The organism is Ruegeria sp. HKCCA0235A (genome assembly GCF_013033235.1).
Taxonomy (GTDB): domain Bacteria; phylum Pseudomonadota; class Alphaproteobacteria; order Rhodobacterales; family Rhodobacteraceae; genus Ruegeria.
Map to the genome: position 1 here is coordinate 24,992 of NZ_WQDQ01000017.1, position 15,401 is coordinate 40,392.

The following is a 15,401-nucleotide window of genomic DNA, read 5'->3' on the forward strand; positions in this document are numbered from 1 at the left end:
GACGCTTTTGTAAACGGACAACAGATGCCCCATCTAGTCGCTGAATTGATCGCACACAACGCAGACACTGCAAATGCCATTGGCGCCCCTGGCCGGTCTTGGTTGAGCTATCTTGGTTTGCGCGAGCATTGCGCGAAGGTCAAAGAGGATCTGCATCAGATCGGAGTAGGGCGCGGTGACAGGGTGGCAATTGTGTTGCCCAACGGACCAGAGATGGCGACGGCATTCATATCTGTTGCCCAAGTGGCGACGACGGCGCCCTTAAACCCTGCATACACTCACGAAGAATACGTATTTTACCTCAAAGACTTGAAGGCCAAGGCTCTACTTGCAAGCGAAAACGAAAATGGTCCTGCCGTAAAGGCGGCGAGGGACCTTGGCATCGCTATCCTGAGGGCGTGTTGCGACAGTTCACATCCAGCTGGGCAGTTTTCCATTTTATCCTGTGACCCGATTGGCGAGGCTGATACATCCGCACCGGGCGAAGATGACGTTGCCCTGATCCTCCACACGTCAGGAACAACGTCGCGTCCCAAGATCGTTCCGCTGACGCAGGCTAATATCTACGCGTCCGCGAGAAATGTGGCTTCATCTTTGAAACTGACAATCGATGATCGTTGTCTGAGCATCATGCCGCTGTTCCATATCCATGGGCTGATCGCAGCAGTCGCAGCTTCTTTAGGCGCCGGATCGCAAATTAGCTGCGCCCCTGGGTTCAACGCTCTTAGCTTTTTTTCACAGGTCGCTGAGGTTGATCCGACTTGGTACACGGCGGTTCCGACGATGCACCAGGCTATTCTGACCCGAGCTGCACGAAACCAATCAATCATTGATCAATCGCGGTTGCGCTTTCTTCGATCTTCTTCTGCTTCCTTGCCCGCACCAGTCATGGAAGAGTTGGTGGCAACATTTGATGCACCCGTTATCGAAGCCTACGGCATGACAGAGGCCGCGCACCAAATGTGTTGCAACCCGCTTCCTCCGAAAAAGCAAAAGTCCGGATCTGTTGGATTAGCTGCAGGCCCCGAAGTCAGAATTGCGGACGAAACGGAAAACGTATTGATCGCTTCGCGTGATGTTGGAGAAATCGTTATTAGCGGTCCGAACGTGACACCGGGATACGAGAGCAACCCGCAGGCAAATGCAGACAATTTCTTTGAAGCGGATGGAAAGCTTTGGTTTCGCACCGGTGATCAGGGGTCGTTCGACGAAGATAATTATCTGCGTCTGACCGGACGCCTCAAAGAGCTGATCAATCGTGGTGGAGAAAAAATCAGCCCACTTGAGGTCGATGCCGTGCTTCTGAGCCACCCGGACGTTGCTCAGGCAGTTTGTTTTGCCGTTCCACACGAAAAACTTGGCGAAGACATTGCGGCGGCGGTGGTGCTCTCAGAGGGAGCCGCGATTGCAGGTCAGGAAGTTCGGGATTTCGTTGGCGCTCGGCTCGCAAAGTTCAAGGTGCCGACTTCAGTGGTTATTCTCGAAGAGATTCCAAAAGGCGCGACTGGTAAGATACAAAGGATCGGGCTGGCCGCTAAATTGGGACTGGCAAAGGCTTAGACACATGAAAGTTTGCATCTTTGGAGCCGGAGCTATCGGAGGTTACGTGGCCGCGAAGCTCGCGCAGACCGACGTCGACGTCAGTGTCATTGCACGTGGCCCACATCTGGCTGCAATGCAAGAAAAAGGGCTGACTCTCCTTGAGGATGGGCGGGACCCGATCAACGTGCCAGTACGCGCCTCAGACAATGCCGCCGATCTTGGCCCACAAGATTATGTCTTTATCACACTAAAAGCGCACTCTGTTCCAGCAGTTGTGGACACAATGCAGCCGCTGATTGGAGCCGAAACAACACTAGTAAGTGGGGTGAACGGGGTGCCTTGGTGGTACTTCCACAAACTGGATGGTCCCTACGAAGGGACGAGGTTGCGGTCTTTGGACCCGGGTAACGTGCAATGGAACGGTTTCGGGCCAGATCGGGTTCTTGGATGTGTCGTCTACCCAGCCGCGGAAGTCGTTACTCCGGGAACTATCAAGCATGTCGAAGGCAATCGTTTTTCGTTGGGCGAGCCTGATGGTTCCAAAACAGACCGCGCTGCCAAGTTTTCGGTGGCACTATCCGCCGCTGGGTTGCGTGCGCCCGTGAGACCAAGAATTCGGGACGAAATTTGGCTGAAACTATGGGGTAATCTGTCTTTCAACCCTATTTCCGCTCTTACCCACTCAACACTTGATGTATTATGTACCAATCCGGGCACACGCTCTGTGGCGCGCGGAATGATGCTAGAGGCTCAGGAAATCGCTGAGAAACTTGGGGTCAGGTTTCCGGTAGATGTTGAAAAACGTATTGACGGCGGGGCAGCAGTTGGCGCCCACAAGACCTCTATGTGGCAGGACTTGGAGTTGAGCCGACCAATGGAAATTGACGCACTGGTCACTTCTGTGCAGGAATTGGGGCAACTGACCGGGATCGCAACGCCCACAATCGACACTGTTGCATCACTGATAAAACTGAGGGCAAAGGTCGCGGGTCTCTACTAAGTTTCTGCCAGCGATCATCTGAAGAGATCAGTTTTGGGCGGGCGGGGAGCTGAATAGCGATCCGGCGCTACAAAACGCATCTCTTTCAAGCGTCTTGTCAGAAGAGCTTTGCTTGAGCGGGGCAGGAAGCTTTCGTAGCTTTTTCTCATGGAACGATGATCCCCCAGTATTTCAAAACCAGTCCCGAGATCATCCGTCTGGCGGTGATGCTGTACATCCGTTTCCCGCTCTCGCTTCGGAATGTTGAAGACTTGTTGCACGAGCGAGGCATCGACGTGAGTCACGAAACTGTCCGATATTGGTGGAATAGGTTTGGCCCAATGTTTGCTGCTGAGATCAGGCAGAAGCGTGTTCAGAAACTGCGCGCATTCTCGAAATGGAAGTGGCACGTGGATGAGTTTTTCGTGAAGGTGAATGGCAAGCGGCATTATCTTTGGCGGGCTGTTGATCACGAGGGCGAAGTGCTGGAAGCAGGCGTCACCAAACGAAGAAACAAAGCTGCCGCATTGAGATTCCTCAAGAAATTGATGAAGCGACACGAAAAAGCGGAAAACAATTTCACGGATCGATTCGCATCCTATAAGGCTGCGCTCAGACAATTGGGTGCACTCGAAAAACAAAGGACGGGCAGGTGGCTCAACAACCGCGTTGAGAATTCGCACCTGCCGTTTCGACGGCGCGAACGTGCGATGCAGCGTTTCAGGCGAATGCGAAGTTTGCAAAAGTTCGCCGCCGTCCATTCCTCGGTCTACAACCACTTCAACCAGGAAAGATCGCTGGCCAGCAGAGATACCTTCAAGCTGACACGCACCGCCGCACTTGCCGAGTGGCGCGGTCTTTGAACCGAATAAAGGGCAGCTTTACTGGCCTAGCTGAGACTGGTTCGAATTTGTCTGACAGCACCACCAAAACCACGCTTGACCTGATAGGTGGGAACAAAGTTTGCGACAGAACCTCTGAATCAGGTGTGTCGCAAAATTTAGAGTAGCCAAAACTCTGCAATAGTGCCGTCAACTTTAACGGTTTTCCGAAACGTTAGAACTTTTGGCTTCCCTTACGTAAGCCAATTGTGTACGTGCTATGTTGCTTGAAATTGCTAGCGCTAACATCTCGAGCTCTACAACCGACTACGTTGGAGACAATCGTGAAGAAACAGAAAATTGAAGAATCCAAAATCCGTGAAGCAGCATACCTTTTTTGGCTGGACGAAGGTCAGCCTGAAGGGCGCGAACAGGAGCATTGGTTAAAAGCCGAAGATGCGCTGAATGCAGTTCTGCCTAAGGCAAGGACAACTCGTCAGGTTTCCGCCAAACCACGTGGTGCAAAAATAATAAATGCATCAAATAATGCGGCGGCAAAAAGGTCCTCGACCGCGACTACCCAGAAGAAGTCTCGTGCGCAGTAATCTTACATAATACGTAGGTCGGACCGGCCTACGTATTCAGCCCTAAAGGAGGTGCTGTTAGGGGTTTCCTAATTTATCTCTCTTCAATTGCCCAAAGAAGTTGACAAGCTAGTAGACCGATGAGGAGCACTCTTGTTTGAAGCTTTTCAAGTTCGGCAATCTACCTGAGCACGCACGCTCGGAACCCGTGACGGCGGCAAGACCCGGTGTTTTGATGAAAATCAATCTACGGCCGTCACGACTATTGCTGCTTCAAGATGAGCTGCTGACTAATTCGATCGTGGTGTTTGCTATTACCATCCAATGCTCCGTTTCCAAATTCTGTGGTAATTTGAGATTTCCGGGTGTGCATCTGCCGAAAGCCAAGGAAGAATTACAAAGCGTATGCATCAAACGGTCACTTGCTACCCTGTACGAGAAAATTTCCTAAAGTAGACTTGAAGAACGTGATAATCTCCGTGACCATCGACTGCGGAGTAACGCCACTATGTCAATCGGATCATCGGGTGCAGCCCATTTCGACCCCAGAACAATAGAGATTGATACCTCTAGAGTTCTGGCGCGCCGATCAAAGCATTACGCCGTCATTGATGTGGGTTCCAATTCAATTCGGCTTGTCGTCTATGATGATCTTTGTCGAGCGCCATTCCCCCGGTTTAATGAGAAATCACTGGCGGCACTTGGTGAAGGCCTGGATGAAGACGGTAATTTCACACAAGAAGCAATTGACCGTGCCTTGCATGCCATAACGCGCTTCAAGGCAATCACTGAAGCGATGGGTGTGACCAGAGTCGACATACTTGCAACGGAAGCGATGCGTAAGGCCAAGAATGGGTCGGAATTGGTCGCAAAAATTCGGGATTTGACAGGTGTTGAACCAAAACTACTGTCAGGTGATGAAGAAGCAACCTACGCGGCCTTCGGCGTGATATCCGGTTTCTTCCAACCGCGCGGACTGATTGGGGATATTGGTGGTGGAAGTCTCGAAATCGCGGAAATTCTTGGCGACCGAGTGGGAGAGCGCAAAGTAAGCATGCCCTTAGGCGCGTTGCCGGTCCGAGCAATGATGGGACAGAGCTACAAGGAAGCAAGAAAACGCGTCGACGCCATTCTGAAAGACGGTTTGCCGCCTGTGCTGACGGACTCGACATTTTATGCAGTCGGTGGCGGTTGGCGGGCTCTGGCGCGAATTCATATGGCGATGAACGACTGGCCGATCAGCGTCGTACACGCCTATGAACTTCCTGCAGAAGAGGTCTCGGACTTAGCCAAATCGATCTCACGAATGTCACCTGAAGAAATAGCGAAACTTCCGGATGTGCCAAGCCGGCGCGTCGAGACTTTGTCGGCTTCGGCACTGGTGATGTGGCGGGCACTTCGAAGGTTGAAATCCGACAAAGTTATCTTTTCTGCGCTCGGCCTTCGGGAAGGGTGGTTATACGCACAATTGGATGAGGAAGAGCAGTATCGTGATCCATTGATCGAAGGGGCATTGGCCACTGGCCTTCCCGACGCCCGTGTTCCCGACTTCTCCGAAGCGTTGGCACGGTGGACGGATAACCTCTTCCCTGCCGAGATTCCAAATAACCGTCGCGTTCGGCTGGCGGTATGCGCGCTAACCGATATCGCTTGGCGCGATCACCAGAAAGTACGCGCCGCCGAGAGCTTTTTGCGCATCCTGCAATTTCCGTTTATCGGAATAACCCACCCGGAACGGGCATTTCTAGCCACTGCCGTCATGGCGCGCTACGGGGGCAAACCAGCGAAACTGGACACCAGGGCGACGGATACATTGACATCCAATGCCGTGAGGAAAGCAGAATTTCTTGGAGGCGCTTTGCTTTTGGGTCATCGGTTTTCAGCAAGCGTGCCGAAGATCCTCGAACACGCCAAGATCATTGTGGACCCGGATGTCCTTCGCCTGGTCATCGAAGAGTCCTCGGAAGTGCCCGACAGTGATGCCGTAAAGGCCCGTATGGCGAAGCTGGCGAAGGTTTTCGGTCTGGATGCATCAATCGAAACGCAGGAGGGCGGTCAGGCGGACTCCAGCCCTTGAGTCAGATCACGCGTCATCTACGTAGGCGATTAGAGCGGCTTCGCAGCCATTCGCCCAAATCATTGTCAGCCATTTCGAGAATGCATCAGAAAATGGTCCGGCTTCACTCAATTCGCCGTAAATCCGGCCTTGATTGAGCCACACAGCCGGGTTTGATGCTGCGGCAAAGGCGTTTTGTGACAGTTGATCCCAAATCGGATCATTTGCCTCGATGACGCTGCCATCTTCGCGCGTTCCTGCGCACATGCGTGCCCACAGAGCTTCGACAAGCGCGAGGCCTTCAACGGACCGCCCGGCTTGCAATTGGTCCCGAAGGATCGGCAAAACGAACCCAGTATGGCGCGCCGAGCCATCGAAGGCAACGCGGCGGGTGGTGTCGACAATCCGCGGGTTGGAGAACCGGCTTTCGATGAGGCTAATATATTCAGCCGGGCTTTTGCCCGGTACAGCGGCTACCGTGGGCGCGATTTCCGTTCTCTGCACTTTGCCGAAGAATGACGAAATAACAGAGTGCTGCATACATTCGGAAATCGTCCTGAGCCCGAGCACTTCGCCAACATTGGCAAGGACCTGGTGCCCAGCATTGAGGATTCGGATCTTCATGGTTTCGAATGCGTGAACGTCATCGGAGAAGGTTGCGCCAACCGCGTCCCAGTCTGGGTGTCCGGCACAGAAGTTGTCTTCGATTACCCATTGGCGGAATGCTTCGTGGGTAACCACCGCGTCATCGTCGATACCGAAGTCCTTGGCAAGCGCCAACTCGTTTGGGCCTGTGGCAGGAGCGATACAATCCACCATCGAGTTGGGGAAGGTCGCGTTTGCGTCGATCCAATCGGCTAGATCAGGGTCGGACAGACGCGCCAGAGACACCACGGTCTGACGCAGGATGTCACCGTTGCCTTGCAGATTGTCACAGCTCAGTCCCGTAAATGCTCCACGCCTTGCGTCGCGTCGCAGCCTCAATGCGGCCACCATGGCACCAAATGCCGTGCGCGGTGAGTCGGGGTGGGCTGCGTCGTGCTGAATATCGGGGTGGTTGGAGTCGAACTCCTTGGTGACAGGATCGATGTAGTATCCGCTTTCTGTCACAGTCATGGCGACGATACGAATGGCAGGTTCCGCCATTGTGATGATCAGTGCCCCATTGCCGTCCTCGATTGGCAGATAATCGATCATGGAACCAATGACCTCGGCCGAAACTTTTTTCGGGTCGAGTTCGATCAGAGTTGTAAGGCAATCCTGAGCAAGAAGTTTTTCGCGCATGGCGGCATCATAGGGGCGCACGCCGGCGCCGATGATGGCCCAATCATGCGCTTTGCCCTCCTGCATCAGGCGGTGCAGATACCATGCCTGATGTGCACGGTGGAAATTGCCGACGCCGATATGCACGATGCCCGGTTGCAGGGTTGTGCGATCATATCGTGGACGTTCAACAGCCAGTTGATCGAGTGTCGCATTCGAAAGGGAGATCAGCTCATCCATTGTCCACCATCCACGTTGTAGGTTTGGGCGACGATGTAATCCGCCGCGTCACTGGCGAGAAACACAGCCATGCCGGTCAAATCGTCCGGTGTGCCCATGCGCCCGTAGGGCACTGCGGCACCGACTTCCTGTTTCTTTTGCCCCGGGGCCTTGTTTTCGTACTTGGCAAAGAAAGCGTCTACGCCGTCCCAATGCTCACCATCGACGACACCCGGAGAAATGGCGTTCACGTTTATGCCGTGCCGGATCAGGTTCAGCCCGGCGGATTGAGTCAGGCTGATCACTGCCGCCTTGGACGCGCAATAAACAGCGACTAGCGGTTCACCACGCCGCCCGGCCTGACTGGCCATGTTGATGATTTTGCCGCCTCGTCCACGCTTGATCATGTGGCCGGCCACAGCCTGCATCGTGAACAGCGTTCCTGCCACATTGATGTCAAAGACGCGCTGGTAATCATCGCGCTCGATTTCGACAATAGGAGCGGCGGTAAAAAGCGCGGCGTTGTTAACCAGAATGTCGATGTGACCGAACTCTGCCACCGTAAGCGCTACTGCTCTACCTATGCTGGCCTGGTTGGTCACATCCAAGGCAACTCCGATAGCACTTTCGCCCAACGCGGCAGCGCATTCGCGGGCGCCATCGATATTGATATCTGCGATGGCAACCCGCGCGCCCTCGTTAACATAGGCCTCCGCAAAGGCCCGCCCGATCCCTCGGGCAGCACCAGTAATCAAGGCTGTTTTTCCAGCCAGTTGCATCAGACAATCCTCAGACCCTGAGCGTCGAACTTGTGCAGCTTGTCCATTTGCGGAGTCAGAAATATCGTGTCGCCGTGCTTGGCCTGTATATCCCCGGTAATTCGCACGGTGACCATGTCGGCAAGACCCGTGTCATGAACGTGAATGAAGGTGTCCGAACCAAGGTGTTCGGCCACACCGACAACACCTTTCCAAGTCCCTTCCGTCATGCTGACATCCGTGTGCTCGGGGCGGATGCCAATGGTGGTTGCCCCGTGTTTATTGGCCTCGGCCCCACCGATCAGGTTCATCTTCGGAGATCCGATAAACCCTGCGACAAATTCGTTGCGCGGGTTGTGATAGAGCTCCAGTGGAGAACCCACCTGTTCAATTACACCGGCACGCAGGACAACGATCTTGTCCGCCATGGTCATGGCCTCGACCTGATCGTGCGTAACATAGATCATCGTGGTCTTGAGCCGTTCGTGCAGTTCACTGATTTCCAGCCGCATACCAACGCGCAGGGCCGCGTCGAGATTGGACAACGGCTCGTCGAAAAGGAACGCTGCCGGTTCCCGCACAATGGCGCGGCCGATGGCGACACGCTGACGCTGACCGCCAGACAACTGGCCCGGACGCCGGTCCAGATAGTCTGTGAGGTTCAGCGCCTTGGCGGCACCTTCGATGCGGCGTTTTTGCTCGTCTTCATCGATCCCAGCCATTTTCATCGGGAACGCGATGTTCTTACGTACAGACATGTGCGGATACAGGGCATAGGATTGGAAGACCATTGCCAGACCGCGCTTAGCCGGAGGTACATCGGTTGCATCCGATCCGTCGATTTCGATGTGACCAGACGTGATGTCCTCGAGCCCGGCAATCAGGCGCAGCAGCGTGGACTTACCGCATCCCGAAGGCCCGACAAATACCGTGAACTCGCCATCTTCAATCGTGAGGTCCAGAGGCGGAATGACTTGAACATCTCCGAAACTTTTAGTCACTTGGTTGAGTTTAATTTGTCCCATTGGTCAAGTTCCTTATTTGACGGCGCCGAAGGTCAAGCCGCTGACAAGTTGTTTCTGGCTGAACCAGCCAAGAATGAGGATTGGCGCAATGGCCATAGTGGAAGCTGCGCTGAGCTTAGCGAAAAACAGGCCTTCGGGGCTGGAATAGCTGGCAATGAAGGCCGTCAGCGGTGCTGCATTGGCTGCCGTCAGGTTCAGTGTCCAGAACGCTTCGTTCCAGGCCAGAATGAAGTTTAGCAGCAAGGTCGAAGCAATGCCGGGGATCGCCATTGGTGTGAGGACGTAGAGGATTTCCTCTTTCAACGTCGCCCCGTCCATTCGTGCAGCTTCCAGGATCTCACCGGGGATTTCCCTAAAGTAGGTATACAGCATCCAAACGATGATCGGCAGATTCATCAGCATGAGGATGATCACCAGCGCGCCCCGGCTGTCGAGGATGCCAAGCTGGATGCAAATCAGATAGATGGGGTACAGGACGCCCACCGCTGGAAGCATCTTGGTTGACAGCATCCACAGCAGAATGTCCTTAGTGCGCTTGGAAGGTACGAACGCCATCGACCAGGCCGCAGGCACCGCGACGATGATGCCCAGAATTGTCGAGCCACCGGCGATTATGATCGAGTTCCAAAGGAACCGGGCGTAGTTCGACCGTTCCATCACAACTGAATAGTTCTCGAGCGTCCAATCAAAGGCCAGAAACACCGGAGGGTCGGCAATCGCCGTAGCCTCAGTCTTGAAGCTGGTCAAGACGGTCCAGAGGATTGGGAAAAAGATCAGCAGACCAATGCCCCAAGCGGCGGCGGTGTTGATGATTTTACGTTGTTGAGTAACTGCGCGGGCCATTTTTTCCTCCTCACGCGTCCAGGTTCTTGCCGACGATGCGCATCAAGAAGATCGCAACGATATTGGCGAGAATGATTGCATAGACACCACCGGCGGACCCGAGGCCTACGTTCTGACTTTCAAGTACACGCTGGAAGATCAGGTAGGTCAGTGTACGGGTGCCAAATGCACCTCCGGTTGTGACAAAGATTTCCGCGAAGATCGCCAGAAGGAAGATTGTCTGGATCAGGATCACGATCGTGATAGCCCGGCTGAGATGCGGAAGGGTGATGTAACCAAAACGCTTCAATGGTGGCGCACCATCCATTTCGGCGGCTTCCAACTGCTCACCGTCCAGCGACTGGATTGCGGTCAGCAGGATCAGCGTGGCGAAGGGTAGCCATTGCCAGGATACGATCATGACAATCGAAGGCAGGGAAGCCTCAGACAGCCATGAGATCGGCTCGGCTCCGAAAAAGCGCCACAGATGGGCGAACAATCCATTCACCGGGTCCATGAACATGTTTTTCCAGACCAGAGCTGACACGGTCGGCATGACAAAGAAAGGTGCGATCACGAGGATGCGGACGACACCTTGCCCCCACATCGGCTGGTTCAGCAGGATAGCCAGCAAAACACCGAGGACGACCGTTATCAGAAGAACGCCGCCGACAATGGCCAGCGTGGCGCCTACTGCAGGCCAAAACGCGCTAGAAGTTACGAATCGGACGTAGTTTTCGAAACCAACCCATCCAAGGTCTCCACCACGTAGCGGAAGGTATTTCTTGAATGAGAACATCAGGGTCATGATCAGCGGCACGAGCATCCATCCGAGGAGCAAGATGACCGCTGGTGCCATCATGAAGCGAGCCGCTGATCGAGAATGTTGGGTTGCCATGGGGCATACCTCCTCTGTTGATCGCCATAAGGCCATCTTAAACGGAGCTGCGGTTAAAAGAGAAAAATGGGGCCCGAGGGTACAGGGGAGAAAGTGCACCCCCGGGCGGGGAACGCTTAGCGGTAGCCTGCGGCTTCCATAGCGTCGTTGGTCAGAGCCTGGGCCTTGGCAAGCGCTTCTTCCACGGTCTGCTGACCGGCATAGACTGCCGAGAACTCCTGGCTGACTTCGGTTGCGATGCCAGCGAATTCAGGAATTGCAACGAACTGGACACCTACATATGGAACCGGCTTCACAGTTGGGTTTGTCGGATCCGCTGCAAGAATCGAGTCCAGCGTCATCTGAGCAAAGGGGACTTCCTTGTAGTTCGGGTTTTCGTACAGCGAAGTACGCGCACCCGGGGGTACATTGGCCCAACCTTCATTCTCAGCGACGAGCTCAATGTAGTCTTTCGAGGTGGCCCACTCGATGAACTCTTTCGCGGCTTCTTCTTTTTGTGTACCGGCGGGAACAGCCAGAGCCCATGCCCACAGCCAGTTGGCTTTCTTGTCAACGCCTTCGCTATTTGGGGCGAGGGCGAAACCGACCTTGTCAGCGACCGTCGAGTCGTTGGGGTTGGTCACGAAGGATGCGGCAACGGTTGCGTCAATCCACATGCCGCATTTGCCCTGCTGGAACAAGTTCAGGTTTTCGTTGAAGCCGTTGGTCGCGTAGCCCGTCGGACCGGATTCTTCCATCATTCCCACAAAGAAGTTAAGCGCCTCGGCCCATTCCGGCTGATCAAATTGAGCATTCCAGTCTTCATCAAACCAGCGGGCTCCGAAAGAGTTGCCGGTCACGGTGATAAAGGCGCCGCCTTCGCCCCAACCGGCCTTGCCACGCAGACAGATGCCGTTGATGTCATTATCGCGGTCGGTCATGGCCGCCGCTGCTTCGCGGATGAACTGCCAGGTTGGCGCTTCGGGCATTTCCAGTCCGGCCTTTTCCATCAGGTCCGTGCGGTACATGATCATCGAGCTTTCGCCATAAAACGGCGCGGCATACAGCGTGCCATCGTGGCTCAGACCGGCGCGCATGGCGGGAAGGATGTCGTCCGCATCATATTCTGCCGACAGGTCGTCGAGCGGAACCAGCCAGCCGTTCGCGCCCCAGATCGGTGTTTCGTACATGCCGATTGTCATGATGTCGAAGGATCCGCCCTTGGCGGCGATATCAGTGGTGACACGCTGACGCAGTACGTTTTCTTCCAGAGTTACCCATTCAACCGTGTGGCCGGTCTTGTCGGTAAAGTCCTGGGTCAACCCCTGCATACGGATCATATCTCCGTTGTTCACGGTCGCGATGACAAGGTTTTCTGCCAAGGCGCCGCCCGCGGTGACGAGCGTCATGGCTGTCGCTGCGCAAAGTGTTTGCTTGAATGACATCCCAAATTTCCTCCTCGTTGGATGATGGATAGCACTCTAGCCAATATAGTGACGCGAAGTCAATTAAAAATTAACGCGCGTAAAGAAACTATAAAGCGGGCGCGTTTTTAATAGCTTAGGCGGAGTCTCGCATAATCAAACGACCTTCAAAGAGTGTTTCCTGCCGATCGCGCAGGTTTTCTTCCGTCTCGAGTACTCCAAACAATGTATGTACTGCTCGATTCGCAATTGCTTCGTAGTCCTGCGCGATTGTCGTCAAAGGAGGGCAAGTGAATTTTGAAAATGGATGGTCGTCATGACCGGCTATCCTGATGTGGCAACCAGCGGTCTGACCGACGCGCATCCCAAGACCATAGGCGGCAGATAACATGCCTATGGCTAGGCGATCATTGCTGCACAATACAGTGTTGGTGGGAAACACGTTCTCAGCCAGCAACCGACCTCCTTCGTCTCGACCGATTTCTTCAAAATTCCACCCTTTTCCATTGGCTTGAAAGATATGCGGCTTATGCCCGTGCCGTTCCATACTTTCGATATACGCCGTACGGCGCTTTTTGGCATTTGGATTGGTTGGAAATTTCATTTCAAAGAAACATGGTGGCTCGCCGCTTCGACACAGGTATTCAACCATCAAATCGATGCTTTGGGTGTTGTTGGTGCCAACGAACGCTTGACCGACGCCACTGATGTTCGCGTCAAAAAGCACCAGCGGAAAATCTGCTTCAAACGTTTTGACCAGATCTTTTTCTGAGAGGCGCCCGAATGGCGCAAGTAGAACGCCGGCAGCCTTCAAAGACCGGAGTGACGTGAGGTTGTCGCGTTCCATCTCTGGGTTGCCATGCGAGCTAAGCAGGATAGGGCTATATCCCGCCTCGATACAGGCAAGTTCAACCCGACGCGCGATCTCCGAGAAAAACGGGTCAGCCAGATTTGGCACGACAACGCCAATGTTCTTGGTTCTGCGCCGGTTCTGGTTCATTGCGAACACATTCGGGTGATAATCGTGTTCCTCTAACGCGGTCTCGATTTTCTTCCGTGTGGTCGCGCGGACGCTATCCGGATCGTTGAAGTATTTCGATACAGTCGGGCGGGAAATTCCGCTGACTGCGGCAAATTCTTCCATATTGCGAATTCTGCGTTGTGCCATATTTCCCCACACCAATTTAAAATATTGCGCGCGTCAATTATTGTCAAATTTAGGGATGCAAACTTGGGATTGTCAAGCGCCCGAACTTCATTTGCTCGTCAGTCTGGGTTTGAATCGGATACGGGGCGTGTTTGATCGTAGATGCTGAGATCGCGTTGGAAAAATTTTCGTTCAGACGGCCAGCTTTTTCAGCAACCTGCAGGTCGATGCATCTTTTCCATTTGGTGCCGCACCTTTAACCATTGGTAAGAGCATATTGGCAAGTTCTTTGCCAAGCTCGACGCCCCATTGATCAAAAGAGTTGATATTCCAGATCGCACCTTCGACAAACACGCGATGTTCGTACAGAGCAATGATCTGCCCCAAGACGAAAGGGGTCAGTTTGGGGAATGCGAGTGTGATCGAAGGCCGGCTTCCGGGAAAAACCCTTTGAGTCGCCTGGGTATGAAGTTCGGAGCCGTCGTAGCCCAAATTTCGGGCAATCGCTAACGCCTGATCATAGGTGCGACCCAGCATAAGTGCCTCGGATTGTGCAAGACAATTCGCTTTGAGAAGGTCATGATGTTCTTGCAAAGCGGGTTCATGCCCTTTGGCCGCGATCAGGAATTCAGCAGGAGCAACTTCGGTTCCTTGATGCAAGAGTTGGAAAAACGCGTGCTGCCCGTTGGTTCCCGGTTCGCCCCAGACGACCGGGCCAGATGCATGGCTCAGTTCTTTGCCGTCTAACGTTACCCGTTTGCCGTTACTTTCCATATCCAATTGCTGAAGATATGCAGGCAAGCGGCCTAAGCGTTCATCATAGGGCAGAATGGCTCTGGACGAATACTGGCATATGTTTCGGTGCCAAATTCCTACCAACCCCAGAAGGACTGGAAGGTTGCGCGCGAATGGTGCGGTTTGAAAATGTGTGTCCATTGCAAGACCGCCCGCAAGAAACTCGCGGAAGTTCTTGGGGCCAATCGCCATCATTATCGGTAGGCCAACTGGCCCCCAGAGCGAATACCTACCGCCTACCCAGTCTGCGAAACCAAAAACTCGCGTGGGATGGATTCCCATTTCCGCTGTGCGTTCGAGACTGGTGGAAACGGCGGCCAAGTGGTCTGCGACAGCTTCACCAACACCGGCTTTCAACCATCTGAGGGCAGATTTGGCATTGGTCATGGTTTCAATGGTGGTGAAGGTTTTCGAAGCAATGATCACCAGCGTACGTCGTGGATCCAGGCCGCAAAGGGTGTCTGTCAAATCTGCGCCATCGACATTGGAAATGAAATGGCATCGTGGTCCAATATGATACGGGGCCAGCGCTCGTGTCGCCATGGCGGGGCCAAGATCGGAGCCGCCAATTCCAATGTTGACTACATCTGTGAACCGTTCGCCGCCTGACGCCAAAATTGTGCCGGATTGGACGGCTCGGCAAAAGCTTTCCATCCTGGACAGCGTAACTTTGATACCAGGTCGCACGTCTTTTCCATCAACGGTTAACGGTACAGTGTTGCTTGCACGCAAAGCGGTATGCAGGACCGCCCGATCTTCAGTCTTGTTAATCTTTTGTCCTGCAAACATGGCCTCGCGCTTGGCGGCAACTTCAGTGTCTTCGGCCAATCTGATCAGCAACGCCAAGGCTTCGTGATCGATATTGGTTTTGGAAAAATCTAGCAGAAACTGATCCGTTTCCGCTGAGAAATGATCCATTCGGGTCGTGTCGTCAAACAGCGAATTTATGCTTCGATCCTTCGCAGACGAAAAATTCTCTTTAAGTTTGCTCCAGCAGTTAGTCATGTGTCTTCTTCCGCTTCTATGTCCTTGGTCTTATGCCGGCCTCTTGGGTTTCGATGCGCAGATAGCGCTAACATCGCGCCTCAA

14 protein-coding genes are annotated in these 15,401 nt (G+C 53.9%); 6 read left to right on the plus strand and 8 right to left on the minus strand.

Going from position 1 to position 15,401, the window contains the following annotated elements; genetic code table 11:
* The first annotated feature begins 24 nt into the window (after positions 1–24).
* The 6 genes from GOW56_RS20610 (at position 25) to GOW56_RS20635 (ending at position 6,003) form a co-directional block, all read left to right on the plus strand.
* Positions 25–1,560, plus strand: coding sequence for an acyl--CoA ligase (locus tag GOW56_RS20610; RefSeq protein WP_171207048.1), 1,536 nt, complete (start codon positions 25–27; stop codon positions 1,558–1,560).
* Positions 1,561–1,564: 4 nt separating this feature from the next.
* Positions 1,565–2,542, plus strand: a complete 978-nt coding sequence (locus GOW56_RS20615; RefSeq protein ID WP_171172489.1) for a 2-dehydropantoate 2-reductase — start codon at positions 1,565–1,567, stop codon at positions 2,540–2,542.
* Between the two features lie 155 nt (positions 2,543–2,697).
* Positions 2,698–3,384: an IS6 family transposase gene (locus GOW56_RS20620; protein WP_171207049.1), complete on the plus strand. Its 687-nt coding sequence runs from the start codon at positions 2,698–2,700 to the stop codon at positions 3,382–3,384.
* 302 nt (positions 3,385–3,686) lie between these two features.
* On the plus strand, positions 3,687–3,947 hold the full coding sequence (locus GOW56_RS20625; protein ID WP_171207050.1) for a DUF2934 domain-containing protein: 261 nt from the start codon (positions 3,687–3,689) through the stop codon (positions 3,945–3,947).
* 136 nt (positions 3,948–4,083) lie between these two features.
* A complete protein-coding gene (locus GOW56_RS20630) occupies positions 4,084–4,377 on the plus strand; it encodes a hypothetical protein (RefSeq protein ID WP_171172496.1) in 294 nt (97 codons plus the stop codon).
* 57 nt (positions 4,378–4,434) lie between these two features.
* Entirely contained in the window at positions 4,435–6,003 is a 1,569-nt protein-coding gene (locus GOW56_RS20635) for a Ppx/GppA phosphatase family protein (RefSeq protein WP_171207051.1), read from the plus strand.
* Positions 6,004–6,009: 6 nt separating this feature from the next.
* Here GOW56_RS20635 and GOW56_RS20640 read toward each other — a convergent pair whose 3' ends face one another.
* The 8 genes from GOW56_RS20640 to pgi form a co-directional block, all read right to left on the minus strand.
* Positions 6,010–7,485 carry a mannitol dehydrogenase family protein gene (locus GOW56_RS20640; protein WP_171207052.1) on the minus strand — a complete coding sequence of 492 codons (1,476 nt, stop codon included), beginning with the start codon at positions 7,483–7,485 and terminating at the stop codon, positions 6,010–6,012.
* Positions 7,473–8,246, minus strand: a complete 774-nt coding sequence (locus GOW56_RS20645; protein ID WP_305849002.1) for an L-iditol 2-dehydrogenase — start codon at positions 8,244–8,246, stop codon at positions 7,473–7,475. Before GOW56_RS20645 ends, GOW56_RS20640 begins: the two co-directional genes overlap by 13 nt.
* Positions 8,243–9,247 (minus strand): ABC transporter ATP-binding protein, encoded by a 1,005-nt coding sequence (locus GOW56_RS20650; RefSeq protein ID WP_171172503.1) that lies wholly within the window; start codon positions 9,245–9,247, stop codon positions 8,243–8,245. The genes GOW56_RS20645 and GOW56_RS20650 overlap by 4 nt, the downstream gene beginning before the upstream one ends.
* A gap of 12 nt (positions 9,248–9,259) precedes the next feature.
* Positions 9,260–10,090 (minus strand): carbohydrate ABC transporter permease, encoded by an 831-nt coding sequence (locus GOW56_RS20655; RefSeq protein WP_171207053.1) that lies wholly within the window; start codon positions 10,088–10,090, stop codon positions 9,260–9,262.
* A gap of 10 nt (positions 10,091–10,100) precedes the next feature.
* Positions 10,101–10,967 (minus strand): carbohydrate ABC transporter permease, encoded by an 867-nt coding sequence (locus GOW56_RS20660; protein ID WP_171117851.1) that lies wholly within the window; start codon positions 10,965–10,967, stop codon positions 10,101–10,103.
* A gap of 116 nt (positions 10,968–11,083) precedes the next feature.
* Positions 11,084–12,391 carry a sugar ABC transporter substrate-binding protein gene (locus tag GOW56_RS20665; protein WP_171117853.1) on the minus strand — a complete coding sequence of 436 codons (1,308 nt, stop codon included), beginning with the start codon at positions 12,389–12,391 and terminating at the stop codon, positions 11,084–11,086.
* 115 nt (positions 12,392–12,506) lie between these two features.
* A complete protein-coding gene (locus GOW56_RS20670) occupies positions 12,507–13,538 on the minus strand; it encodes a LacI family DNA-binding transcriptional regulator (protein WP_171117855.1) in 1,032 nt (343 codons plus the stop codon).
* Positions 13,539–13,709: 171 nt separating this feature from the next.
* Positions 13,710–15,317 carry a glucose-6-phosphate isomerase gene (gene pgi / locus GOW56_RS20675; protein WP_171207054.1) on the minus strand — a complete coding sequence of 536 codons (1,608 nt, stop codon included), beginning with the start codon at positions 15,315–15,317 and terminating at the stop codon, positions 13,710–13,712.
* Positions 15,318–15,401 lie beyond the last annotated feature (84 nt).